This window comes from Paenibacillus sp. GCM10023252, assembly GCF_042653305.1.
GTDB lineage: Bacteria > Bacillota > Bacilli > Paenibacillales > Paenibacillaceae > Pristimantibacillus.
This window is the reverse complement of sequence record NZ_JBHSHW010000010.1, coordinates 132,086-157,947: the sequence shown is the minus strand read 5'-3', so window position 1 is coordinate 157,947 and position 25,862 is coordinate 132,086. Positions and strand designations below refer to the sequence as shown.

Sequence of the window (25,862 nt, the reverse complement as noted above, 5' to 3'; positions counted from 1 at the left end):
CTATTGCTTATCTCCTTGCGCTGCTTCATCTCATTCTTGGCTACGTCGCAATAGGCTGCTTCACGGTCTCCTTGCCGAACACCGCCTGCTCCAGCACCTCCGCGATATCGCGGGCCTTCACGCTCTCCTCCACTTCCTTCTCCTTCGTCCCATCCTCCAGCATCGTCAGGCAGAACGGGCAGGCGCTGGAGATGATCGTCGGCTTCGTCAGCAGAGCCTGCTCGGTGCGGGCGACGCCCACGCGCTTGCCGGTCGTCTCCTCCATCCACATCATGCCGCCGCCGGCGCCGCAGCACATCCCGTTCTCCCGGGAACGCTCCATCTCGAGCAGCTCCACCCCTTCGATCGCGCGCAGAATATTGCGAGGCTGCTCATACACCTCGTTGTAGCGGCCCAGATAGCAGGAGTCATGGTACGTAATTCGCTCGTTCACGGCATGCTTCGGCGTCAGCCGTCCTTCCTGCAGGAGAGTATCGAGCAGCTGTGTATGATGAAGCACCTCCACCCCCTCCAGCCCGAATTCCGGATACTCATTCTTCAGCGTATTGAACGTATGCGGGCAAGCCGTCACAATCTTCTTCACGCCATACTTCTGCATTGCTGCAATATTGTCCATACACAGCTGTTGGAAAAGCATCTCATTCCCCATCCGCCGCGGCGTATCGCCCGAGTTCTTCTCCTCGTTGCCGAGAATGGCGAAGTTCACGCCCGCCTCGTTCATGAGGCGAACCAGCGCCCGCGATACCTTGCGGGTACGATTGTCATAGGAGCCCATGGAGCCTACGAAGTAGAGAATGTCGAAGGCCGGATTGTCCTTCACCGTAGGGACGGGAATGCCGCCTATCTCTTCCACCCACTTGCTGCGGTCATTCCGGGAGATCCCCCACGGATTGCCCTGCCGCTCTATATTCTGCATAGCTCGCTGCCCTTCAGCTGGCACGCTGCCTTCCATGAGAACGAGATGGCGCCTAAGGTCGATAATCTTATCGACATGCTCATTGCCGACCGGACATTGGTCCTCGCAGTTGCGGCAGGTCGTGCACGCCCAGATCTCCTCCTCCGACATCACATCTCCGATCAGCGACAGCTCTTCGGGCTTGCCCTCTGCGGGCTGCCAGCTTCCCTTGTGCCAGTTCATCGTAGCAGCAATACCCGTCACACTCCCCGCATCCGGTACATGAGGCTCTATCTCAAGTCCTGCTGAGAGGCGATGCGGATATCCTTCCGGGATGGCGAAGGCCGGCGCCCACGGCGACTTCGACGTCAGAGCCGCCCCCTTCTCCGTCAGGTGGTCGCGAAGCTTCACGATCAGATGCATCGGAGAGAGTACCTTGCCCGTATTGGAGGCGGGGCATACGTTCGTGCAGCGGCCGCATTCGACGCAAGCGTAGAAGTCGAGCATCTGCTTCTGCGTGAAGTCTTCAATCTTGCCCACGCCGAACGATTCCGCATCCTCGTCCTCCAGATCCAGCTTGCTCAGCCGGCCGACAGGCTCCTTCCGCTTCAGGAAGATGTTGATGGGAGCTGTCATGATGTGATAATGCTTCGACTGCGGTATATATACGAGGAACGATAGCAGAATGAGGAGATGCGCCCACCAGGCGGCGTAGAACAGCCCCTTCGCCGTACCAGGGGACAGCCCTTCGAACACAGTAGCCACCAGGGATGAGATTGGCGCATAGCTAGATGCTTCATGCCCCATCCAGACGCGGTGGAAGCCAAGAGAGAATAGGACGGACAGCATGAGCAGGGAGATGAAGAAGACGACGAGACTCGGCTTCCACCCTCTCTTCAGCCGCTTCAGCTTCTCCCCATATCTGCGGTAAGCGGCATATCCGGTAGCCAGCAGGACCAGGAGGACCGTCATCTCTTGGGACAGGCCGAACACGGGATATCCGGGAATCGGCAGCGGCTCCCCCCCTGACAAGCCGGTATAGATGAGATCCAGCGCTCCGAACTGCAGCATGATGAAGCCGTAGAAGATGATGAGATGCATGATGCCGCTGCGCCGATCCTTCAGCAGCTTGCTGTGTCCTAGGCCTTGCGCGGCGAGCTCCGACAAGCGCTGCCGAATATCCAGCGGCTTCTCAGCGGGCCTGCCTAACTTCATGTACAGATACCGGTGATACACCGCCTGATAGAACAACCACAGGGCATAGCCGATAACAAGCACGAATGCGCCGTACAATAGCCAAGTCCCGAGCATAACCCCCACCCTTTCTGATTATTCTGACTTGTAAGCACTTACAGTAGAGATGCAAAAAAATCTTATGATCGGGTACGTTGACAACGGCATCCAGATTGCATAAGATTGGAGTAGAAAAATGAATGAGTATTCATTCACAATTAGAATTTTATCACCGGGGTGGAATTATGACAAGTAAAAAAATGAATAAGTTTGACCTGATCCTTAGCGCCGCGGTCAAAGTGTTCGCCGAAACCGGCTATCACGGCTCGCAGGTATCCAAGATTGCTAAGGAGGCAGGAGTCGCTGACGGGACGATTTATTTGTATTTTAAGAACAAGGAAGATATTCTCGTCTCTCTGTTCCGCGACCGGCTCGGGGAGCTGGTAGGGAAGTTCCAGGAGAGTGTGGAGCAGTCGGCAACCGCCCCGGAGGCGCTCCGCAGAATCTGTGAGATTCATTACACGGAGCTGGAACAGAATCCTGATCTGGCGTATGTAACCCAGATTGAGCTGCGCCAGAGCTCGCTGGATCTCAGGAAGGCAATAGGACAAGCGGTTAAGCCATATATTCAATTAATAGAGGCCGTTCTCGTGAAGGGGATGGAGGAAGGATCCTTCCGCGCGAACCTGGATGTGAAGCTGACCCGTCTGCTGCTGTTCGGCGCCATGGATGAGGTCGTCACCTCCTGGCTCATCTCGGGCCGCAAGTATTCGCTGGCTGCTCAGATTGACAACACGGCAGACTTCTTCTTCCGAGCGCTTAGGCCTTAGCTGCTCTGCTCTGCCGCTTAGCCGATGAAGGTAATCTATGTCACTCGTACTCAATGATGGGAGAGGGGTAATGAGCATGAAGATTGCAGTACTGTTGAAGCAGACCTTCGATACCGAGGAGAAGATTGTGCTGGAGAACGGCAAGGTCGCGGAGGATGGCGTGAAGTTCGTCATTAATCCGTATGATGAATATGCGGTAGAGGAAGCCATTAGGCTGAAGGAGCAGCATGGCGGCAGTGTCATTGTCCTTGCTGTCGGACCGGCGCGGACGAGCGAAGCGCTTCGAACAGCGCTCGCTATGGGAGCGGATGAAGCGGTGCTGATCTCCGATGAGCGGATTGCTGCAGATGAGTATGTCGTATCGGAGGTGCTCGCCGCACAGGTATCCAAGGGTGACTACGATCTTGTGCTTGGAGGCAACTTCTCGGTAGACAATGGAGCTGGACAGGTCGCTGTCCGGTTAGCCGGTCTGCTGGGCATCCCCCACGTCTCCTCCATTACGAAGCTTGAGATTAGCGGCGGGCAAGCCTTGGTTACCCGTGATGCGGAAGGAGACACGGAGCTGCTGGAAGTGACGCTCCCTGCTCTATTCACCGCTCAGCAAGGACTGAACGAACCCCGCTACCCTTCCTTGCCAGGCATTATGAAGGCGAAGAAGAAGCCTTTCCTCCAGCTCTCGCTGGGTGACCTAGAGCTTGCTGACAGAGCGCTTGCCCCTAGGACGAAGCAGACCGAGCTGTTCCTGCCGCCTGCCCGGAGTGCTGGACAGATTCTGCAGGGCGACCTCCCTGCTCAGGCGGCTAAGCTGGTCGAACTGCTGCGGACGGAATCGAAGGTCATATAATAGAGCCCCAGAGGAGGTTGTCTTAGATGAGCAGAACTTATCTGATTATTGCCGAGCATAGAGATGGGAAGCTTAGACAAGTTACACTGGAAGCGCTTCAGGCGGGTCGTCTGACGGCTCAGGAGGGTGACCGAATTGCCGCCGTGCTGCTTGGCAGCGGACTTGCAACGCTGGCTCAGGAGCTGGCTGCATATCCCCTTGCCGAGGTTCACACCATTGAGCATGATAGCCTGGCTGTCTATAATCCTGAGACGTATATGGCAGCTATAGCGCCTGTGTTAGCGTCGCTTAAGCCCCATGCGGTGTTCACCGGACACACGGCCATCGGACGCGATCTTGCTCCAGCCATTGCGGCGAAGCTGGCGGCCGGACAGATCTCCGACGTCATTGCTATTGAAGGAGAAGGCTCTGATGCGGTGTTCACTCGCCCGCTCTATGCGGGTAAGGCGTTCGAGAGGAAGGGGTTCACCACGGAGGGTCCATTCGTCGTGACCGTCCGCCCGAACAACATTCCAGCGGCTGCCCCTTCCTCGGACGGAGCGACGGCTGGAATCGTAGCAGTGGACTACGCGCCCGCCCCATCCCTCCGCACCATCGTGAAGGATGTTGTCCGCAACATGTCCGGCAAGGTGGATCTGGCGGAAGCGAAGATCGTCGTGTCGGGCGGACGCGGTGTCAAGAGCGTGGACGGCTTCAAGCCGCTGGAGGAGCTGGCCGATGTGCTCCGCGGAGCCGTTGGCGCTTCCCGCGGCGCCTGCGACGCAGGCTATTGCGATTATGCGCTGCAGATTGGCCAGACCGGCAAGGTCGTCACGCCGGAGATCTATATCGCCTGCGGCATCAGCGGTGCGATTCAGCATCTCGCCGGCATGAGCCAGTCGCGCATTATTATCGCGATTAACAAGGACGCCGAAGCGCCTATCTTCAAGGTGGCCGATTACGGCATCGTCGGCGACCTGTTCGAGGTCGTGCCCCTACTGACCGCCGAATTCCGCAAGGTGCTGGCGTCTTAAGCGATAATCCTCAATAGAACAGCGGCAATTCGAGACAGGACAGTAATATCCCGTTCTCGAATTGCCGCTGTTTTTTCTCACGTGTACATATCCCTAATTATCTCATCAGCCACTTCCGAATTAACAGCTCCGAAGCCCCTTGGTAGAACAGGTTGTGCACTCCCGAGCTTAAGGTGATTGGAATGTCCCGGTAACGCTGCAGCAGCACTCGTCTCGCAGACTCTTGCTGTGCATATGGCAACGCTTGACGGAGAATGTCCTCGCGGTCTCCACCGATGAACACCGCCTGCGGATCCAGCAGATTCACTAGCATGGAGATAACCTTGCCCAGCGTATGACCTACCTGCTCAGCCGAGTTCCCCCCACTCTGTAGCTCGCGCTCGATTCCTGTATTGGATAGAATACCTTCGACGCACCCCGTGTTGCCGCAGTAGCATTCGTACTCGGGATGTCCGAGCGGCAGATGGGCGATCTCTCCCGCGAACCCCCTCACCCCATGGAAGATGGACCCTCCGTGAGACAAGATGCCAAGGCCCAAGCCTTCCCCGATGTAGAGGAACAAGACGTTATCATACCGCTGGCTCTCGCCCTGCATGGATACCGCAAGTGCGGCAAGATTGGCATCATTCTCGATGTAGACAGGGGAGTCGATCATCTGGCTTAGTACCGTGCCAAGATTATAGTTGTCCAGCACAGCTAGAGTACTATTGACTACTCCTCCTGTCTGCTTGTCGAACAGCCCTGGTATAATGACCGCTGCTCCAAGCAGCTGTTCATGGCGGACATCTGCCTCTGAACACATGGCATGGAAGCCTGCGGAGCATGCTGTTACGAGCTCTTGCATAGAGGAGCTCTCCGAATAGGAGATATGCTGTTCACGGATCGGATTATTGTGCAGATCGACCAGGAGCAGCCGCACTACTTCCTTGTACGTCAGGTCGATACAGAAGCTGACTCTCGCTCTCACCTCAAGCGTAAGCTGCTCGGATGGCCGTCCGCCGGATTGCGTGCTGCGCTGACCCGCCTTGAATATTCGCTCTTCTATTAGTTCATTGCACAAGTTCGATACCGTTGCGAAGCTTAGATTAAGCGCCTTCGCAACCTCGGCCTTGGACGTCATCTCTCTCCCGCGAAGGTAATCAATAATGCTCATCTTGTTGAACGCTCTGAGCTCCTTCGTGTTCTTCACTTCTCTCTTGTCGGAGGACAGCTCTGTAGTTCCCTTGCCCATCTGAATCACCTCTTGCCTCTAGCTATTCGGCTTCTTATTCTTCTTATAATAAGAACTATAGCAAATTGGCCGAACACTGTCCAAGCTTCGAGGATCCTTCCAGCAGCTCATGAATATGGGCCCACTTCACATGGAATCCGGATTCCCGTGAGATAACCGCAGCGGCAACCGCATTGCCCAGCTCCAGACATCTGGCGAGCTCCCATCCCTGCGATAATCCATAGATGAACCCGGCATTATAGGAGTCACCCGCTCCTACCGTATCTCTAACCCCTACACGGTATCCTTGGGCTTCCAGCTTCCTCTGCTTATCCTGATAGGTACTGCCGCCTCTGCCTCGCTTGACGATAACCCCTCTCCTGCATAGGACCGATAGCTGCTCCGCGGCGAGGGCATCATTCGGCTCGCTGGCAATAGCACAAGCCTCCATCTCATTAGGCAAGAAATAATCGACATGAGGAAGCAGCTTCGTAATCCGCTCTCTTGTCCCCTCATCCCAATCCTCCAGCGGCCAGCCCGTATCGAACAAGGTAAGCATGCCAAGCTTCGTTGCATGGGTGAGGATACGTTCCGCATCAAGATCTGGCCTCAGCAGGAAGTACCCGGTTAATAACAGAAGCTTACACGAGCTAGCTTCCTCGGTCAGGTAAGCGACAATCTCATCCGTGCTCGTCTCGAACATCGTGCCGGGATAGGTGACGAAGAGCCGTTCCCCATCCCGCCGATTGAGCGAGAGAGACATTCCAGTCCTCTGCCGGCCGGTCTTCAGTCCCTGAACGTTGACACCCGCCTCTTCCAGGGTGCTTCGTAATTCGTCTCCATGGCGATCCTCGCCTACTGTAGCCACAATATGGACTTCCTGTCCTAAGGAGGCGAGCACGACAGCGGAATTCGCCGCGCAGCCGCCCAGTCTCTCCTCATAGGAATCCACCATCTTCTCCGTACCCCACGCGGGCACCTCATCAATTGACTTCATCAGCACATCTATATTGGCATTACCAACGATGCAGACGGCTGCTCTCTCTCGTTCATTAATCAGCATGATTGACCTCCTTGGCAGACGGGTACATCGCTCTATTCCTTCTTCGTTACCTTCGTAATCCACCTGAATTGTCCGCTAATGCCCAGGCGCTCCGCCAGTCCGCTCGCAGCGAGCTGTACAGGGTAGATGTCAACCAGCGTGGCGAAGCATTCATCTAATACAGGCTCTGCCATCGAGGGAGTCGGCTGCTGCACATAGGAGGCATTGCCCTCTAAGCGAATGCCCCCTTGCTCGATGACGATGACCTTCGCGCCGCACTGCCGCAGCTCTTCCGCGAAGGCATACAGGAGCTCACTTGTCCTTCCAGGAGATGCGAAGACGAACACAACAGTCCGTTCATTCACCGTCTCCAGCGGACCATGTCGGAACTGCGCAGCTTCCATATACTCGGCGGGGAACTTCACAAGCTCCTTGAAGGTCAGAGCGCCCTGGAAGGCAGTCGTCACGCCTGGTCCTCTCCCAATGAGATAGACGGCATTAGCTTCCTGGAGCCATTCCGCAATCTGACTCCATGGAGCATGCTGCAGCTCAGACTCCAGCTCTCTTAATCTACGTGAGGCTGCAGCAACGAATGCTGTCCCATTCCTTGGATCCAGTCCGGCTATGGAGCCGCAGAGCAGTAAGGTAACCGCAAGCGTGGCGGTATACGTCTTACTCGAGGTAGTCGATTCCTCACCTGCGAATAGCGGCAGCACTAGCTTGGAGCCTCGCGACAGCGTACTGGAGGAATCATTCGTGATGCTGATGACGCATACAGACGGGGGCAGCTGCTGCAGAATCTGTCTAATCTCAATGCTCTCACCCGATTGCGAGATTAAGACAAGCAGAGATTCGTCCCCCAGAGTGTTCATCCCATAGTGCAGCAGCTCCGATGCTTCCTGATAGGATACTGCGACTCCTAGTGTTGCGAGGTAACTGCCCGCCAGTCGAGAGGCTGCATAGGAGCTGCCCATCCCAGTGAAGATGATGCGCTTAGATTCCTTAGCGATACCAGCGCATGCTTGAAGCAGACTCCTGCCCTCATCGGAACCATAATAGGCGGCTATCATCTTAAGTACTTCTGGCTGCTCTAACAGATCTTGATGGAAGCTTCTCACGATGTGTTAACCCTCCTAATCTCTTATTCTCGTTATACGCACAGTGGTAATCTCGAACGGCTGCAGGGAGAGCTTCATCGTTCCTTCCGAACAGCTAATTCGCTCATCCGTATCGTCTTCCCTCACACTTGATCTTGTTGCTTCCACAGCTCCAAGCACCCATAGCTCTGCCTCTGCCGGCAGACCAGCCGTCTCGTACAAGCGGATAAGCAGCTCATCTGCGCCAGACTCCGGCCGCTTGACAGCGGAGAGAACCACATGGCCCGGCGACAGCCTCAGCCACGAGGCAGCTTCCCCCTGCTTCGGCAGCTGCTCATTATACACCTTACTGGTCAGACGCTCATTCGTCTCCTGTGCCAGTTGAACGACGCTAGATTGAACCCATGATCCGGAGTATGGGACGATAACGAATGGGAAGTGATGCACTCCATGCTGTGAGGAGGTGTGATCAATAATCATCCCCGCATATTCCGACTTCGGCGCACGCAGCAGTGTCGTCGACAAGGCTCCGCTGCTAACTTCCACGCCAGCAGCGCCGGTGTTAATGACAGCTATCCCATGCTGGCCATCCTCGATCGTGACGAAGCGGTGGGCAGGCCATTCTCCATGAGCGGTCCCGCGAACTCGATACGGCTTGCGGCGTACCGTTCCGAACGGAATCTCGTAGATCCCCTCCTGAGTAGCCAGCTTCGTCGGCAGATTGAAGCGCAGTCTGCTTCCTTCTCCTTGCCAATTCACCCTGAACGATACATCTAATGCCGGCCGGCCCTTCCGAAGCTCGAGCTCAGCCTCCCAGCGCAGGAACCCTTCCCCGCCGATATCCGCTACAGCGGGATAGCTCCCCCTCAGTACAACTCGGCTGCCTAGGGCAGTCTCCTCGCAGCGCAGCAGCTGAACGCGGCAGACGGAGGCAGGAATCGGCTCGCCGTGCAGCTCTTCGATCTGGAAGCTTCCATGATCCCTCTGTACAGCAAGCAGATCATGGGCATCTTCAATCAAGACGGCTCCAGTCTCCTTCCATACAAGCCGCTTGATGAGGGTAATCGTATCGCACTCCAACCGCATATACTCATTCTCAATGAAGCCGCGGTCAGCAGACTGCCCGCAGAGACCAGCTACTCCATTGACAGCACCCTCCCCACTCACACCAGTCTCTTCGCTTACAGCAGCCTCCCCACCCTCAGCGGAGCTCTGTGCGAGTGCGTGCTCAATGGTGATTACACTAGAGCCGACAGATGGCACCGTGGCTTGGAACCTCAGCTGCCCATCCTTCACGTCGAAGGGAAGAGCGCGGTCAGCTTGCATGACCTGCTTCACACCACTTAACTGCTCATCGAGTGGTAGGACGACGAGGTCACTCCGTTCCCAAGGCAGACTGTTGAACACTTGAACACCGCTGCTCCCCTGCAGCGGAGTCCTACGAGACTCAGACACAGTCAGTGCCCGCTCCAGCACCTCTTCGGCTAACTGTCCGACTTCGTCCAGACTCTCCATCAGGCCCACGTACACCTCCGTCGGATGTGAGCCTGTGAACACATCATGGAACTGAATGTAGGCCAGCTCCCACCAAGCCTCATCCAGCTTCGCTTGCCAATCCTCTAGCCCCGTAAGTGTTGCCCACTTCTCCGCCTCCAGCAGCTTCGTCTCTACTTGACGGTTCCGCAGCCGAATTGCGATCCGCTGAGAGAATGTACCCGTGAATTCCGGGTTCAAGTCCCCTTGATGGACAGGCCACTTCTTATCCAGTCCCTGCAGCACATCGAAGAATGCACTGTAGGTCGAATACTGCCAAGTTCCTTCACGGCCCTCAGCATTGCCTCTGGCAATATGGACGTCAGGGCGAAGCGAAGGCAGCACTTCATTCTCGGTGTAGGCTGTAATTAAGATCGGCCCTTCTTCTTCATGATTGGCCGCCCTCTCGAACAGACGATCCACCTCGGCCCAGTCCTTCACGAACTTCCAGTAGAGATGACCATGCTTCACATAGGGGGAATACACGTCCATTCCTACTATGAGCAGCTTCGTACCGTCTATCCCTTCGGCTATGAATACATCCTCATTCAGCTTGCCGCCGAAGCGGTTCGCCATGAGCCGGTCGAAGCCGAACCCGCGAAGAAGCTGAGGAACTTGCGCGTTAATGCCGAACGTATCAATGAGCCACGGGGTGCGAACTTGTACGCCCAGATGCTCCTCCACCCAGCGAAGTCCAATTAACTGATTACGCACGAAGCATTCGCCATTCGGGAAGTTCGTCTCCAGCGTTGAGGCCATTCCGCCGACCATCTCCAGCCGCCCCTCTTGCACGTAGGCCTTCACCCTGGCGAACAAGTCGGGCCGACGCTTCTCCAGCAGCCTGTAATGCGCCGCTTGTTCAATCGTATAAGTGAATGTGGGATGCGAATCCAATACGTCCAGTACGCGAACGATTAAGGTGTCGAACACCTCAATCATCTCATCTCTATTCTTCTTCCAGGCCAAGTCCACATGGGTATTCCCGACGACCCAGTATTTCTGGTTGGTCATTCGTCTGCTCCTCCATCCCACACTAGTATAATCTCATACTAATTATAAGTCTTATAATAACTAAGTGACCATAAGATACCACGCCCCTTGGAAAAATGTCAACGAAATCTTAATCATTATAAAAAAGGGATGCCGCTCAAGGCTCCTCACCCGAGTGGCATCCCCTCACACTATGCTTGCTGACTCGCAGCAGGTGGCGGAGGCAGCAGCGCCAAGAGCTGCTCCAGCGCTTCCTCCACTCCAGCAGCCTTAACTGTAATTGGCTCGCTGCCGTATTGGTCCGATGCATGCTGGTAACGTTCATCATAGTAATTCAGCAGCAGCAAGCGCACGGCAACGTCGAAGCGATCCTGCTGCAGAGCTTGCTTAATCTCAGCTGCGACAGGCGTATGAATGCGCTTCTCGATACGCTTGAAGGCATCCATACATGGCTCCTTATGCTCCTCCGGCCGATAATCCGCGAGTATATTGGCAACTCTCTCCTCAATGGGCATCTCAAGATTAATGGTCCTGCCTTGCTCCTTAGCTGCAACTAGGAATTCCGGCAGAACTGCCTTGCCTACTCGCTTGCTCTCTGCCTCGATAATGAGATAGGGAGCTCTCTCCAGACGAACAAGCGCATGGAGGAGCTCAGACTCGAAGGACTTCTGATTGCGCGGAGTGAGGCCGACATGTCCGAAGATAGAGCCGCGATGAGCCGCCATTCGCTCCAGATTCAGGACGGGATAGCCAAGCGCTTCGAGGCGATTCAGCAGCTCCGTCTTCCCTGTACCTGTGTAGCCGTTAATGACATAGCACGGCTGCAGCTTATCATAGCCTTCGAGCCGCTCGACGACCCACTTGCGGTAGGCCCGATACCCGCCAACGAGGCGGAACATGCGATAGTCCAGCAGCGAAGCAAGTGTCGCGGTCGTCTTGCTGCGCATCCCGCCCCGCCAGCAGAATACGGCCTTGCGCGACTTCTCTGTCTGGCCGATAGCACGCATGAAGGCAGGGAGCTTCGCCGATACGACCTCGAGGCCTCTATCCTTGGCAGCCTCAACACTCTCCTGCTTGTAGATCGTACCGATTAGGGCACGTTCTTCATTATTGAAGATGGGAATATTGACACTGCCCGGTATTGTTGCGTCCTCATACTCTGCTTCGGATCGAACGTCAATGAGCTCGATCTCTCCTCGGCGCTGCAGCTCCAGCAGTTCTTCCACCGTAATATCATTGAATGTCATGGATGTCTACTATCCTTTCCACCAGCCTTAGAGCCTTAAGGACTACAGAGTCACCTCAATATGACCCGCGCCTTCGGCCGTCACCTCACCTATCATATGCGCATCTACTCCAGCTGCGCGAAGCTCGCCCAGCAGAGCATCCCCCTGATCCCCAGCCACCGCGATGAGCAGTCCGCCGGAAGTAACCGCATCGCACAGAATCCACTGATCAAGCTGGTCCAGCTCCTGATCGAACGTCATCGAGCCTTCCAGATGGGCGTAGTTGTTCTTCGTCCCGCCTGGTACGAAGCCCTCTTCCGCCAGCTCTCTAACCCGTGGAAGCACTGGCACCTGCGACTTCGATATTCGGATGCCAACGCCGCTCCCCTTCGCCATCTCGGAAGCATGGCCGAGCAGACCGAAGCCGGTCACGTCCGTGCAGGCATGCACGTTGTACGGCTCCATAATCTCCGCCGCTGTCTTGTTCAGCGTGGCCATCACCTTGGTAACGGCGCCGACCTCTTCAGCCGAGAGCTTGTCCTTCTTAATCGACGTCGTCAGGATGCCGACGCCGATCGGCTTCGTCAGGATAAGCTTGTCACCAGCCTTGGCCCCAGCATTCGTACGCACCTTGTCCGGATGCACAAGACCCGTCACCGCAAGGCCGAACTTCGGCTCCTTGTCATCAATGGAATGCCCGCCCACGAGCGTAGCACCGGCTTCCGCCACCTTATCCGCTGCTCCTCGCAGAATATCGGTCAGCACTTGCTTGTCCAGCGTATGGATCGGGAAGGCGACAATGTTGAGCACCGTCAGCGGCTTGCCGCCCATGGCATAGATATCGCTAATCGCGTTCGCAGCGGCTACTTGGCCGAAGGAATACGGATCATCCACAATCGGGGTGAAAAAATCAACAGTCTGAACGATCGCCAGATCATCCGTCAACTTGTACACCCCTGCATCATCACTCGTGTCTATGCCGACGAGCAGATTCGGATTGGGCAGAGCTGGCGGCAGGTTGCGAAGCACCCCGGCCAGGTCGGCAGGGCCGATTTTGCAACCGCAGCCTCCCTTGCTTGATAGACTTGTCAGCTTAATCGGTTCACCTTGTAGATTAGACATCGTTCATCCTTCCCTTCCTGTTGTTCCTGTCATCGCAGGATAGATGCGGCTGAGCGCCTCGTCTGTCAATTGCTCCGGCGTCCCGTCGAACGTAATTCGCCCCGACGTAATCCCTATAATTCGTGCTGCGTAACGACGCGCAACATCCACCTGATGGAGATTGAGCACGACTGTCATCCCGCTCTCCCGGTGCAGCTTGCTGATGTAGGTCATTACCCGCTCGGAAGTGACCGTATCCAGACTTGAGACGGGTTCATCCCCCAGCAGCAGCTCTGGCTGCTGCATGAACACACGGGCAATGGCGACGCGCTGCTTCTGCCCGCCGCTAATGTCCTCCACCCGACGGCTGGCGAGGGCGCTTAAGTCCACCTCAGCCAGAGCAGCCATAGCCCTGGCCTTGTCAGCGGAGGAATACAAGCCAAGCAAGCTTCGCCAAGCCGGCATGACGGCAAGCCGGCCTGCCAATACATTCGTTAGGACAGAGAGACGGGGGAGCAGATGGAAGTGCTGGAACACCATCCCGATTCGGCTCCTCACCTCTCTCATCTCAGAGGAGCGAAGCTCTCTTAGTGATTGTCCATTCAGTACAATACGTCCTTCGTCCGGTTCAATGAGGCGGTTCATGCATCGAATGAGCGTAGACTTGCCCGCTCCGCTCGGACCGAGCATCGCAACGAACTCGCCTTGTCCGATCTGCAAGTTAATATCCTGGAGGGCTGGCAGCTTCTCCCCTGGATAAGTCTTCGTCAGTCCTGTAATCTGCAGCATCTACTTCACCCTCTTCCGCACGAGAGCGCCTAGATAGTCGACTGCCGTGACTAGGATCATGATGAGCAGCACCTCGAAGGTCACCTTCTGATACATGAACTGCTTGAAGTCATTGTAGAGCATCTGGCCGATTCCTCCTGCTCCTACTATACCTAGAATTAGACAGGTTCGAATTGCAGCCTCTAGTCGATAGAAGTACTGGGACAGCAGCAGCGGTGTAATCTGAGGCAGAATGCCATACAAGGCAATTAAGATGCGAGATCCTCCGAGCGCCCGCACCGCCTCCTGGGGCCCTTCCTCTGCCTCCTCGATCAGCTCCGAGATCAGCTTGCCGAACACTCCGATATTATGAATAATAAGGGCCATCACCGCCGGCATCGGACCGAGGCCGAGTGTCGGGATGAAGATGAGCGCCAGTACAAGCTCCGGTATGGATCGAATCAGGTTGAACAGGAACCTCGTCCCGTCATAGATCCACCTGGCCGGCGACCAGCTCCTAGCCGCGAGGAAGCTAAGAGGAATAGCAAGCAGCACAGCAATTAAGGTGCTGAATACCGCCATCTCCAGCGTATCCCCCATCGCTCGAATCGCGATTCGCCAGTCTGTTAGATCCATCGGGAACCAGTGATTCGTCAGGAACTGCACCGAATTGCCAAGATCTCGCAGCGCTGACCAATCGAACTGTACACCCGCGCCAGACCAGACCAAGAGGACAACAACTGCAGCCGTATAGAATAATCTTGTCCTCATCTTGTCCTCTCCGCGCTTACTGCTTCGGCTTCAATCGTCCGTCTTCAATGGCGGCTGTCCGAATCGCAGCGTAATCTTCATTGCTTGCCTTCGTGAACCCGCTCGCTCCGCCGAACGCGCTGAGAATATCCGAATCTGTAATCTTCAGCATAGCTTCCTGAATAACAGCCGTGTCCTCGTCACTTACCGACTTGATGACAGCCCACGGATATTGGAACAAGTCCTCTGACTGCCAGATGGTCTTAATCTTCGTCCCATCAATCTTGCCCTGCTTCACGAGGTTGTTGTAGAATGCACTATCAATCGCGCCTACATCCTGCTGCTTGTTCTGAATGGCCAGCGCAGTAGCGGTATGATCGCCGGTATAGGTGACGCTCTTGAAGGAATTGTCCTCCTGGCTCTTGAACACGCCTGCCTTCTTCAGTGCAATTCCGGGAATAAGGCTGCCTGAGGTTGAGCTAATATCGCCGAAGGCGAACCTGATTGACTTGGAGTCCTTAATGACATCCTCCAGCTTCTCATAGGGAGAGTCAATAGGCGCAATCATATAGGAATAATAGAACGGCTTGCCGTCTATCAGCTGTGTAACAATAGCCTTAACGTCATAGCGTTCATGCGCTTCCACGTACGTAAGCGGTCCAAGGTAAGCCATCTGTACCTTGCCTGCCCCCATCGCTTCTACCACGCCATTGTAATCGGGATACACTTCCGCCTTCACCGGCCGGCCGAGCTCCTCCGTTAGAATCTCGGCCAGCTTGTCCGCTCCAAGCTTCATCTGGTTGCTGCCTTGCGCAGGAATGACACCGATCAGCATCTCTTCCTTGTTATCCGCATTGCCATTGTTCGCACCAGTCTCCGTCTTCGTTCCTGCTTCATCCTTGTTAGTTCCGCCGCCGCAAGCCGCCAGCATCAAGCACAGGGCCATCACAATCCCTGCCCATAATCCTCTCTTCAATCCCAACATCACTTCATTCTCTCCTTCACAGCAATTCTAACTTCAACTATTGACAATACCACATTCTCGCATCAAAACAAAAAAAATCGGGGAAGCTCCCCCGATTCTAATCCTTCATTCCACTAATGGCAAATACACATTGAACTCCGTCCCTTGATCAACCTGGCTGTCGACCCGAATCGATCCGCCATGATTCCGAATGATTCGATAGGACACGGACAAGCCTAGTCCCGTTCCCGCTTCCTTCGTCGTGAAGAACGGATCGAAGAGGCGGCTCATTGTCGTCTTGTCCATTCCTCTGCCATTATCTCGAATCGTCACTTCTACATACTGTTCATCCCTGCGCGCAATTACACTAATCAGACCCGTCCGTTCACCATTCAGCTCTTCGATAGCGTCCAAGGAGTTCTTCACCAGGTTCAGAATGACCTGCTTCACCTGCTTCACATCAATGGATACCATGAGTTCATCCTCATACGACTCCAGCTGAACCTGACAATTGCGCATGAGCGACTCACTCTCGGTCAGCATCACAACTTCTCTAAGGAGGCTTACGATCGAGATGGATTGCTTCATTGGAGCCGAAGGCTTCGACGAGTTCAGGAATTCATAGATAATATCATTCGCTCGGTCAATCTCCGTCAATATAATCTTGGCATATTCTTCCTTGCCGAGCTGAAGCAGATGCGGTCGTAGTAGTTGAATGAAGCCTCTAATGGATGTCAGCGGGTTACGAATCTCGTGAGCAATTGCTGCTGCAATCTTGCCTAGCATCGCCAGCTTGTCATTCTGGAAGGCGGTCTGCTCAATCTGCTTGTACTCCGATACGTCCTTCACGCTAATCAGGAAGTCACCATCGAGCTGATCGCCGTAGGTGACGGTAACGAGCAGATGATTGCCGTCAGGATGCTGCAGCTCATAGTAGAGATTCCTTCTGAGGATGGTCTCCTTGTACACTCTAAGGATGATGCGCTTCGTTGTTAGGTTGATTCTGCGATGAAGCAAGATCTCACGAATATTACAGCCAATCAAGGTCTTGCGGGGGATGTCGAGCAGCTTGGCCATCTGGAGATTAATGAAGGACAGAATTCCGTCACTATCGAACAGGGCAATACCGCTGTCCATATGCTGAAGCACATTCTCGTACTTGTTCTTCACCATCTCGAAGGAACGATTGGAGTGGAACAGCATCTCTCTCATTTCCGTGAACTTCTGCTCGGTAGATTTATCAGGCAGCAGCCTGAACCGATAGGCTACCATTAATTCTATCAGGAAGATAAAGGATCGGTTATACAGCTTCACAGCTTCATCAGACTCGACATTTGCTACGATTTTCTGCATGCATTCTTCATGTATGGCGATGATTTCTTCAGGGTTAATGCCATTAAGCAGCTTCCCGAGTTCGGTCGCTTGGTAAAGTGATGCTTCGTTACCATTGCGGATATATTCGGCAAGCGCAGGAAAGTAGCGCTTTCGAATGGCCTGCATCCTATACTCCTCTCTGGCACAGATGAATCGCTGACCGTATATTTATACTCATCATAGATACATTCTCCATTCTGTGTCAATCAGAGATCTTGTCGAATCCTGGTCCCGTTGTATAAAAATGGACGGGCATTAGCAATCCGCTATTGACCCGTCCAGTATGTACAGTAAATCAATTTTGCCCAGCAGCCATTATGACTTACACTAGTCTTCCTTGTCTCGAGTCTTGTCCTTGTCGGACGACTTCCTATCCTTGTCCTTATCCTTATCATCATCGTCGTTGTCATCATGGTTGTCATCTTCGTCGTCATGCTTGCTCGTATCATCATCTCGCCGATCCGAATCGTCGTTGTCATCTTCGTTGTTGTTGTTATGATTATCGTGATTGTCGTCCTGGTTAGATTCGTGCTTCCCGCCATGCTCTCCCTTGCCTTGGTTCTTGTCCGGCTTACCTGGAGCAGCAGGAGGCGGTGCAGCAGCACCGCCTGCCGGCTTGGAGCCTTCCTTGCTCGGCTTGGCTGGCTTATTCGGCTTAGTTGGGTTTTTCACTTCACCTGCAGACGGTTTAGGTACCGGCTTCTGCGGTTTATTTTTGTCAGGTGCGTCTTTATCTGGCTTGGTCGAAGGGGTTGGTGAGGGTGTAGACGATTGCTCTTGATCATTGTCCTTGTCCTTGTCGTCCTCACGATTGTCCTTGATAGCCGCTTTCTCTGCTTTTCTCGCTGCTTTCTCTACCTGCACGAGACGCTTCAGCTCTTCCTTGCTAAGAGCCTCAGACTGTGTGATTACCTTATCTGCTCCTCCAAGAGCTTGTGTCACAGCGTCGATGGACTGCTTCTGAAGCTCGCTTAAGCTAACCTTGTAGCCTTGCTGCATCGCGATGAGATAGACAGCCATTTTGCCAGAAGATATTCCGAGTTCATCCGCTTCCTCTCGCAATTCGGCCGGCACAGCAAGTGTGGATAGTTGAGCATCATTCCGATGGATTACAGCCTCGACCGCTAGCCTCACTCTGCCTACTAACTCTTCTTCATATTGCGCCCCGGCTTCTGTCCTCTCCAGAATACTGGTCAGGACGACGTCATGATCTGCTTCGTCCAAGTAGTGCGCGCTCTCCGCCTTCTCCAGGATGGCAGCAGCAACTTGCTCAACGGGCAAGCTCTTATACCGGAGCCCTTGAATTAACTGCTCTCCGTCGCTATTGAGCGCCCGAAGCTCTCTAACCTGGCCTTGCCTATCCATCCCCATCTCAATCGACGGGTTAATATCAAGGCTCATATAGGCCGCAATGGCATGGGCATCTCTCTGAACGAGCAGCAGGATGGGAATGCAGAGCAGCACAAGGACGGCAGCAGCATAGCTATACCATCTAACCGTTCCTCTTCGCTCAGAGGCTGCAGAGAATACGACCTCTGCACCGACGACAGCTTGGCCTTGACGCTTCACTCTCACGAACTGACCATCCGGCGTCATAACGATCATGTGGTGTCTGCTGACTTCCATAACTAATCCGCGATTCATGCTCTCACCTCCTGTGTAGCTAGATCTTGCTGCTGCGGCTTCACATAGCCATGCAGATAGGACCTCAGATACGGATAAGATCCGCTCATTATTAATAATAAGGAGATTATGTATTTGCGATTGCGCTCAACCGTCTTGCGTGACACTCCGCACTTCAGTGTCAACTCGTTCACAGGCAGCTTGCCTGTTCGCAGGAATCCTTCGTATAGGACAGAATCCCGGGCAAGTGTCTCAGAGATAGAGAAGACTAACTTCCTCGAGTCGGCGTGCTTGGGTGAGAGGGTCGGCAGCTCTTGGAATGAGATATCGTACCGGCTAAGCTCCTTGCTATACTCGCTAATCTCCATCCTGCGAGAGTCTGCCTCCTGGCTAATCTCATACTGTTGAATGGCAAGCTTCGTATCCAAGGGATTATATAGCTGGCCGTCTTCATCCTCCATCTCGTAAGAGCTGTAGGGCACTCTGGACTGATGGCGCTGCTCCTTGCGAATATAGTCAATAAGCCTGCGCCGAATGACCGTCTCCGCGAACCCAAGGAATGACCTCCCCGCCCCGGCTGAGAATCCATTAATCGCTTCATTGAAGGCAGAGAGCGCAATACTGAACTCATCATCCCTGCCTGCTTCTATATATCTTTTGCAGAATCGGCTCGTCACTTTGAGAATGTAGGGCTTATAATCCGCTATAAACTCCTCCCTAACAAGCTCGTCCCCTTCACGAATGCGAAGGACGATCTCTTCAGGTGTATGTTCCCTCTTGTTCTCCTCGGGCCTGACGGAAGCGGATTTCCGTAAGAACCGTTTGAACATCATCAGTAACAACCGCTCCACCTCACATTCATATGATTCGTGATTCAACTAGGTCTTCTGGGGGTATAAGCGCCCCCGGCTAACAATTTCCAAGCTCTTGTCACCTGCCCCGCCTAAGGCCGGCGAGCCATTTAGGTGCAAACATGCACCTATTCCGCTCCGCGCGACCGCACGGTGAGCCATTTAGGTGCAAACATGCACCTATTCCGCTCCGCGCGACCGGCCGGCGAGCCATTTAGGTGCAAACATGCACCTATTCCGCTCCTCACGACCGGCCGGCGAGCCATTTAGGTGCAAAAATGCACCTATTCCGCTCCGCTCGACTGGCAGGCGGGCCATTTAGGTGCAAAAATGCACCTATTCCGCTCCGCTCGACCGCACGGTGAGCCATTTAGGTGCAAAAATGCACCTATTCCGCTCCGCGCGACCACACGGCGAGCCATTTAAGTGCAATCATGCACCTAAATCTCGCCTCGCTACTGGCCGGCTGCCCAGCCCCCGCGCGAACGACGCACTCCTGACCAGCCTCACTGCCCCCAATAACATCAAAAAGCCTCCAAACGGAGGCTTGTAGGTTCTTCACATAGACTAAACGGATGTGCGGCGCTGCCGAAGCTTGTTCCGTCTGCCATTCAGAATGCCGAGCCGCTTCTTCAGCTCCGCTTCCCACTCTGTATCCTCTAGCTGCTTGGCAAAGCTAAGTAGATCAAGGGCCATATCAATCTGGCTATGCACGACGTCCATAGGATCCTCGTTCTCATGATTTACACAATTCTCAGTAAGGGACTTGCCCTCCTGGTCTACATATTCAGAGAAGTCAACCTCAGCCGCTCCGTCTCCATGGGCGTAATCAGCCAATATCTCATATTCGTTCTCAATCAAGTAATGAATCTCTACACGATGACAGACAGGGCAGAATAGAATCGGTACATTATGAATATGGGTTCGAAAATGCTTCAGCGTCCCCTTGGTTCCAATCATACTAGCACCGCAACAAAAACTCATAAACGGTCGACTCCCTTCTTTTGCATCCCTAAGGAACGCATAACAAGTGCCCAGCAGCAAGTCAGATTGTAATTATACTGTATTCGCTTCCGAGATGCGAAATTCCTGCTTTTTCACAGGAAAAGCTATGACAGGCTTCCCCCTTACACGCCAAAAAGCTGGATATGGGAGAGTCCCACATCCAGCTTCAAGTTACATCTTATAAGCATTAAACAACCAAGTTAGCTTGGCCTGGCTTCCAGTTCATTGGGCATAGTCCGCCGGACTGAAGAGCTTGAAGTACGCGAAGCGTCTCATCCACGCTGCGGCCTACATCATTGTGGTTAACGACTTGATACTTCAGTTCGCCCTCTGGATCGATGATGAACAGACCGCGAAGCGCGATACCTTCTTCTTCGATTAGAACGCCGTAGTCACGAGCAACTTGCTTCGTGATATCAGCAGCAAGCGGGAAGTTCAACTGGCCAAGGCCATTATCATTAACTGGTGTGTTGATCCAAGCCTTATGACTGTGCTTGCTGTCCACGCTCACGCCTAGAATCTCAGTGTTCAAGCCTTTGAACTGATCTGCAGCAAGGCTCAGTGCAGTAATCTCAGTCGGGCATACGAATGTGAAGTCTAGTGGATAGAAGAAGAGCACAAGCCACTTGCCTTTGTAATCGGATAGCGATGCGGTTGCAAAATCTTGGCCGTTGCCTGTAGCGGTCTCCATAGTAAAATCAGGCGCCGGACGGCCAACTAAACGTTCTGCCATTCCAAAAAACCTCCTTGACGCATTAGCGTTGATTAGTAATATTGTCACCTTGTGACCTCGAAATAAATCGTATCATTGGGCGATAATAAAGTCAATATTATAATCAGTATTTATTTATAATTATTATAAATAAGGAAGTTTTGGGGCTGTTTTCAGCCTACTTGCGAAGGGCAGCTACGATCAGATCACCCATAGCTGTTGTTCCGATCGCCGAGCTCTTGTCTACCGCAATATCACCGGTACGGTGTCCAGCGTCGAGCACTTCCTTCACAGCAAGCTCAATCGCTGCAGCCGCTTCGTGATAGCCGAAGGTCAGACGGTACATCAGCGCAACGGATAGAATCGTTGCGATCGGGTTCGAGATGCCTTGTCCAGCAATGTCAGGAGCGGAGCCATGCACCGGCTCGTAGAGGCCGAAGCTGCCTTCGCCAAGTGAAGCGGAGGACAGCATGCCGATGGAGCCTGTTAGCATCGCAGCTTCGTCACTTAGAATATCACCGAACATATTCTCGGTTACGATAACGTCGAAGCTTGATGGACGGCGAAGCAGCTGCATCGCGCAGTTGTCTACGAGCACGTGCTCCAGCTCGATATCCGGGTAATCGGCAGCAATCCGGTTCACCGTCTCGCGCCATAGACGCGAAGTCTCCAGCACGTTAGCCTTATCTACGGATGCCAGACGCTTGCTGCGTGTGCCGGCGATCTCGAACGCTTGGCGAACGATACGCTCGATCTCTTGCACATTGTATACGCAAGTGTCTACCGCTTCTTCTCCGCCTGCCCCTTCACGGCGGAACTTCTCACCGAAGTAGATGCCGCCGGTCAGCTCACGCACAACGATAAGGTCCGTACCTTCAAGCACTTCAGGCTTAAGCGTGGAAGCTTCCTTCAAGCAGTCGAATACAGTAGCTGGACGGATATTCGAGAATAGTCCAAGCGCCTTGCGGATTCCGAGCAAGCCTGTCTCTGGGCGAAGCTCCTTCGAGTTGTTGTCCCACTTCGGTCCGCCTACAGCTCCTAGAAGCACCGCGTCTGCACGCTGACAGATCTCAAGCGTCTCCTGTGGCAGAGGAGTTCCCTTCTCATCAATGGCAATTCCACCGAACAAGCCATGCTCGAATTCGAATTGAAGGCCGAACAGCTCCTCGGTTTTCTGCATCACTTTAATGGCTTCGCCAACAACTTCCGGTCCAATTCCGTCCCCTGCGATGACCGCAATTTTCTTAACCTCTGACATATCTTCAACACTCCTCATGTACATTCTCAGTCTGTTATCATTTAACCACAATTCCTCCCTCTTGACCAAGATATAGAATCTATGATCTCTATAGGCTGTGCTTATAGTACAACATCCTGCCATTCTGTTCCCGTTATCAGGCTCACTTGCTCAGCTTCACCTTCAAGGACTCCCCCTGAGCCCCGCTTACTTGCACCGTCAGCTTAACTGTGGGGGTTAGCTGGGTAACCGTTATTCTGCTGTCTGCTGAGATTACATCGGTTGCGCTCTGATGAAGCTCCAATTGGATCGAGCCTGTGTTCGCTTGGGTAGGATCGGATAGAGTGAGAGACAGCTCATCATTCGACTCCTTCACCAGCACGGAAGCTTGCTTGTTGCTAGATAGATAACTGGCACCATTCACAGAGATCGTCTTCGAGAGGTTGTTCCAGAAGTTGACCGCGACCAGGTGCTGTGAAGCATCATGAACTCCTTGTGCATCCACGCTGTTCTCTAGTATTACAATACCTGGCGCTCCTGCGTAAGCCGCGACCTCGCCTGCTGTTCGATGTGGAAGCAGAATATAGGAGTATGAAGCATTGGATGGATTAACCCCATGAGGGATAGCAAGACTTACATAGCTTGCCGATATCGGCTCCGTCCCTCCTCCAGTGTTAATATCCGACCATGCTCCGGTTCTGGTCTCTCTGCCTGCCGTTAGATCTGCTCCTCCTGGAAAATAATACCCAACACCAATACCCGACGCCTCCGTCTCCAAATGGGCCCATGCCGTATCGCTTAGTGCTGCCGACCAGCCTGATTGCATGGGCTGCAGGATACCCCCGACCGTTAGCGGCTGACTCCCCGCACCGCCAGCCAGCTTACGACCCTCCACGATAGTCTCGATTGGCCTGCCGGAGGTACTCGTAATACTGCTCCCAAGAGCTGCGATCTGATCTCCCAGCATGAACCAAGATTTCCTGCCAGTTAATCCAGACGCTAGGCCCGTGAATCTCATCCCTGCCACTCCATTTAATCCATCAGACACCCCACCTACGAAGTTATAAGTGGAGGTGCTTCCACTGCCCTGGCCATTAGTCAGCACTAGCGGATCTACCGTGGTACCCGGCAGACGATAAGGATCCACAGTCAGCCAATAACGATCCGAATAGTGAGTGAGATCGGCGTCATACAGATATGTCATTCCTTCTCCGGTATGCCAGCCTCTTAGATTCTCACCATTGCCAGCCTCATAGCGTCCTATTCTGCTGGAGAACATGCTAACGCCGAAGGCGAAGTCAGGTCTGATATGCACCGCTCTAGCCATCTTATTGAACACATGGTTACTTGAGCCTGGGGCGAGCGGGACGATGTCCGGATTGCCCTCCAGCCGCTTCAGCTCCATCATCTCGAACAGAGGCAGGCCGGCATAATAATTAGAGAAGGACGTATCCTGCTGAGTGACTCCCCGAACCAGACGCTGGAGATATTCCTTCTCACCTGCTGGCGCCGATAACGATAGTCTTAGGATCGAGAGCGTAATATCACGTCCCATCTCATGATCCTGCTGCTCCTTGCGCGCTACCGCCCTTCCCCTGACCATATCCATGATGGCCCCTCGGTAGAGCAGGGGCTGGAAGGAATTCCTTACCCAGGCATAGACATTCGAGACATTGGGATCGGTGAGCGACCATGTAGAGTTCTCAAGCACGTACAGCAGCTTGGACAAGCCTGCAAGCAGCACTCGTCCATAGCTTCCTGTATAAGCGATGTTCGTATGCTGCACGAAGGACCCGTCTCGATAGAACCCATCCCCGCTGTTCACATATAAGAATATGGCACTAAGCGCATCTCTGCCCTGAGCAATCTTGGCGCTGCTCTTGCCCAGTATGCCGCGAACAATTACGACCTGGGCCTTGTCAGACCGGTTGGCCCCTGTCTCATGAAGGCTGCTGTTCAAGCGAACTGTCGGATTCGGAACATACGCATCGATAGTCTGGATATAAGCAGACCGCTGAGCGGAGCTAAGCTGCGCATACATGAGCACCATGATATCCGTTAACGCTTGTGGAGCTCCGATCTGCCAGTCCCACCAGTTGTTGTACTGGGCTATACTTGCGTTGTATTTATTCGCCTGCATCCAGTCCAGGCTGCTCACAATAGCCGTTCCTAATGCAGCATCCCCGTATAACGCTGAGCCCTCTGTGGCATAGGCAATCGCCATGCTCCTAATGCGTTTATAGGAATTCGTTATGGTACTAGATACGGTCCAGTCACTTAGATCATTCCACAAGGAGGTTCGGCCGGATGCTGTGATGAGGCTAGACCAATTGCTCTGGGCTGTGTTCGTAATGGAAGCAATCTGGAGGGCCGCATCCTCATCTAACGGATCGTTCCCTTCCCCTGCCAAGCTAATCAACCACTTAGATCTGAGCCCATCATACTCGTCCGCTGCGTAAGCTCTCGGCAGTGCAGCCTGTCCCGTCTGAAGCAGAAGCAACATACCCAGCCCCATCCATATGAACCTTGCTATACCTTGTCTCAACATCTGTCTCACACCCTTCATAGGTATAAAAAAAAAATAGAGGCTCTGCAGGTGCACAGAGTCTCCATTCGCTGGTCGACCTATCTCGAACTATAATTGGCGAAGTCTGTTCGCCAGCCGTACACCCGCCTGTCGGAAATGGCGGTTCGTCTCCTGAAGAGCCTGGCTGGCTTCCTCCATTGTAGCTTGATGCTGAATCATTAGAATAGCGAGTCCAGCATCCCCATTCGCTTGTCTGCTGCAGCGCTCTGCTGTCTCTTCATCGGCACCCGTTGCTTCTCTAATGATTCGGACGACACGATGACGGAGCTTGTCGTTCGTTGCCTGTACATTCACCATCAGATTGCCATATACCTTGCCTAATCGAATCATCGCAGCCGTAGAGATCATATTGAGGGTCATCTTCTGAGCAGTACCGCCCTTCAGCCGTGTAGAGCCTGCCAATACTTCTGGACCTAATGCGATCTCAATCGGGTAATCGGCCGCTCTGCCCAGAGGCGTATCCTTATTACACGCTAATCCTACAGTAACCGCTCCGAGCTGGCTTGCCGCTTCAATCGCCCCCAGCACATATGGGGTTCTGCCGCTTGCCGCAATTCCAACCAGTACATCCTTATTCGTCAAGGTATCGTGGACCGCACGCTTCCCGGCATCCGCATCATCCTCTGCATCCTCTACGGCCCGCAGCATGGCCTCTTGCCCCCCCGCGAGCAGCGCGGTAACAAGAGCAGGCTCAACTCCGAAGGTAGGCGGACATTCTGCAGCATCAAGCAGACCCATCCGCCCGCTGCTCCCTGCCCCTGCATACACTAGCCTTCCACCACTCTGTAAGCAACGGACGACAGCTTCAATCGCTTCCTCAATTCGCGGAAGCTCCTTCCGGACAGACAAGGCTACGGTCTGATCCTCCTCATTCATCGCTTCAATAATCTCTCTTACCGACATGAGATCCAGCTCCATGTGATGGCTGCTGCTCTCTTCGGTCGTTAATCTGCTGAGGCTGTCGCTCATGCGAATTC

The 25,862-nt window shown here is 53.9% G+C and carries 21 protein-coding genes; 3 read left to right on the top strand and 18 right to left on the bottom strand.

The window, feature by feature from the left end; translation table 11 throughout:
- Positions 1 to 40: 40 nt before the first annotated feature.
- Positions 41 to 2,206, bottom strand: a complete 2,166-nt coding sequence (locus ACFO9Q_RS08910; RefSeq protein WP_379180922.1) for a heterodisulfide reductase-related iron-sulfur binding cluster — start codon at positions 2,204 to 2,206, stop codon at positions 41 to 43.
- A gap of 167 nt (positions 2,207 to 2,373) precedes the next feature.
- On the opposite strand from ACFO9Q_RS08910, the gene ACFO9Q_RS08905 reads away from it, so the two are divergent.
- The 3 genes from ACFO9Q_RS08905 (at position 2,374) to ACFO9Q_RS08895 (ending at position 4,815) form a co-directional block, all read left to right on the top strand.
- Positions 2,374 to 2,958: a TetR/AcrR family transcriptional regulator gene (locus ACFO9Q_RS08905; protein ID WP_379180920.1), complete on the top strand. Its 585-nt coding sequence runs from the start codon at positions 2,374 to 2,376 to the stop codon at positions 2,956 to 2,958.
- A 76-nt stretch (positions 2,959 to 3,034) separates the two neighbouring features.
- Positions 3,035 to 3,802, top strand: a complete 768-nt coding sequence (locus tag ACFO9Q_RS08900; protein WP_379180917.1) for an electron transfer flavoprotein subunit beta/FixA family protein — start codon at positions 3,035 to 3,037, stop codon at positions 3,800 to 3,802.
- Between the two features lie 26 nt (positions 3,803 to 3,828).
- The gene (locus tag ACFO9Q_RS08895) at positions 3,829 to 4,815 is read left to right on the top strand and encodes an electron transfer flavoprotein subunit alpha/FixB family protein (RefSeq protein WP_379180915.1); all 987 of its coding nucleotides are present in this window, start codon (positions 3,829 to 3,831) and stop codon (positions 4,813 to 4,815) included.
- Between the two features lie 97 nt (positions 4,816 to 4,912).
- Here ACFO9Q_RS08895 and ACFO9Q_RS08890 read toward each other — a convergent pair whose 3' ends face one another.
- From ACFO9Q_RS08890 to murQ, 17 genes are all read right to left on the bottom strand, one after another.
- Positions 4,913 to 6,046, bottom strand: coding sequence for an ROK family protein (locus ACFO9Q_RS08890; RefSeq protein ID WP_379180913.1), 1,134 nt, complete (start codon positions 6,044 to 6,046; stop codon positions 4,913 to 4,915).
- Positions 6,047 to 6,101: 55 nt separating this feature from the next.
- Positions 6,102 to 7,088: a carbohydrate kinase family protein gene (locus ACFO9Q_RS08885; protein WP_379180911.1), complete on the bottom strand. Its 987-nt coding sequence runs from the start codon at positions 7,086 to 7,088 to the stop codon at positions 6,102 to 6,104.
- 32 nt (positions 7,089 to 7,120) lie between these two features.
- Entirely contained in the window at positions 7,121 to 8,185 is a 1,065-nt protein-coding gene (locus tag ACFO9Q_RS08880) for an SIS domain-containing protein (protein WP_379180909.1), read from the bottom strand.
- A gap of 15 nt (positions 8,186 to 8,200) precedes the next feature.
- Positions 8,201 to 10,708 carry a glycoside hydrolase family 38 C-terminal domain-containing protein gene (locus tag ACFO9Q_RS08875; protein WP_379180907.1) on the bottom strand — a complete coding sequence of 836 codons (2,508 nt, stop codon included), beginning with the start codon at positions 10,706 to 10,708 and terminating at the stop codon, positions 8,201 to 8,203.
- 170 nt (positions 10,709 to 10,878) lie between these two features.
- The gene (mnmH, locus tag ACFO9Q_RS08870) at positions 10,879 to 11,934 is read right to left on the bottom strand and encodes a tRNA 2-selenouridine(34) synthase MnmH (RefSeq protein ID WP_379180905.1); all 1,056 of its coding nucleotides are present in this window, start codon (positions 11,932 to 11,934) and stop codon (positions 10,879 to 10,881) included.
- Positions 11,935 to 11,976: 42 nt separating this feature from the next.
- A complete protein-coding gene (selD, locus tag ACFO9Q_RS08865; RefSeq protein ID WP_379180903.1) occupies positions 11,977 to 13,035 on the bottom strand; it encodes a selenide, water dikinase SelD in 1,059 nt (352 codons plus the stop codon).
- A gap of 3 nt (positions 13,036 to 13,038) precedes the next feature.
- A complete protein-coding gene (phnC, locus tag ACFO9Q_RS08860) occupies positions 13,039 to 13,803 on the bottom strand; it encodes a phosphonate ABC transporter ATP-binding protein (protein ID WP_379180901.1) in 765 nt (254 codons plus the stop codon).
- A complete protein-coding gene (gene phnE, locus ACFO9Q_RS08855) occupies positions 13,804 to 14,553 on the bottom strand; it encodes a phosphonate ABC transporter, permease protein PhnE (protein WP_379180899.1) in 750 nt (249 codons plus the stop codon).
- Between the two features lie 16 nt (positions 14,554 to 14,569).
- On the bottom strand, positions 14,570 to 15,517 hold the full coding sequence (gene phnD, locus ACFO9Q_RS08850) for a phosphate/phosphite/phosphonate ABC transporter substrate-binding protein (protein WP_379180896.1): 948 nt from the start codon (positions 15,515 to 15,517) through the stop codon (positions 14,570 to 14,572).
- A 105-nt stretch (positions 15,518 to 15,622) separates the two neighbouring features.
- Positions 15,623 to 16,996 (bottom strand): ATP-binding protein, encoded by a 1,374-nt coding sequence (locus ACFO9Q_RS08845; RefSeq protein ID WP_379180894.1) that lies wholly within the window; start codon positions 16,994 to 16,996, stop codon positions 15,623 to 15,625.
- Positions 16,997 to 17,197: 201 nt separating this feature from the next.
- Positions 17,198 to 18,514 (bottom strand): anti-sigma factor domain-containing protein, encoded by a 1,317-nt coding sequence (locus tag ACFO9Q_RS08840; protein ID WP_379180892.1) that lies wholly within the window; start codon positions 18,512 to 18,514, stop codon positions 17,198 to 17,200.
- Positions 18,511 to 19,326, bottom strand: a complete 816-nt coding sequence (sigI, locus tag ACFO9Q_RS08835) for an RNA polymerase sigma factor SigI (protein ID WP_379180890.1) — start codon at positions 19,324 to 19,326, stop codon at positions 18,511 to 18,513. The genes ACFO9Q_RS08840 and sigI overlap by 4 nt, the downstream gene beginning before the upstream one ends.
- Positions 19,327 to 19,911: 585 nt before the next feature.
- Positions 19,912 to 20,328 carry a hypothetical protein gene (locus ACFO9Q_RS08830; RefSeq protein WP_379180888.1) on the bottom strand — a complete coding sequence of 139 codons (417 nt, stop codon included), beginning with the start codon at positions 20,326 to 20,328 and terminating at the stop codon, positions 19,912 to 19,914.
- Positions 20,329 to 20,536: 208 nt separating this feature from the next.
- Positions 20,537 to 21,082, bottom strand: coding sequence for a peroxiredoxin (locus tag ACFO9Q_RS08825; RefSeq protein WP_379180886.1), 546 nt, complete (start codon positions 21,080 to 21,082; stop codon positions 20,537 to 20,539).
- A 157-nt stretch (positions 21,083 to 21,239) separates the two neighbouring features.
- Positions 21,240 to 22,319 carry a 3-isopropylmalate dehydrogenase gene (gene leuB, locus ACFO9Q_RS08820; protein WP_379180884.1) on the bottom strand — a complete coding sequence of 360 codons (1,080 nt, stop codon included), beginning with the start codon at positions 22,317 to 22,319 and terminating at the stop codon, positions 21,240 to 21,242.
- Positions 22,320 to 22,461: 142 nt separating this feature from the next.
- Positions 22,462 to 24,846: a polysaccharide lyase 8 family protein gene (locus ACFO9Q_RS08815; RefSeq protein ID WP_379180882.1), complete on the bottom strand. Its 2,385-nt coding sequence runs from the start codon at positions 24,844 to 24,846 to the stop codon at positions 22,462 to 22,464.
- Positions 24,847 to 24,933: 87 nt separating this feature from the next.
- The gene (murQ, locus tag ACFO9Q_RS08810; protein ID WP_379180880.1) at positions 24,934 to 25,854 is read right to left on the bottom strand and encodes an N-acetylmuramic acid 6-phosphate etherase; all 921 of its coding nucleotides are present in this window, start codon (positions 25,852 to 25,854) and stop codon (positions 24,934 to 24,936) included.
- Between the last annotated feature and the right edge of the window lie 8 nt (positions 25,855 to 25,862).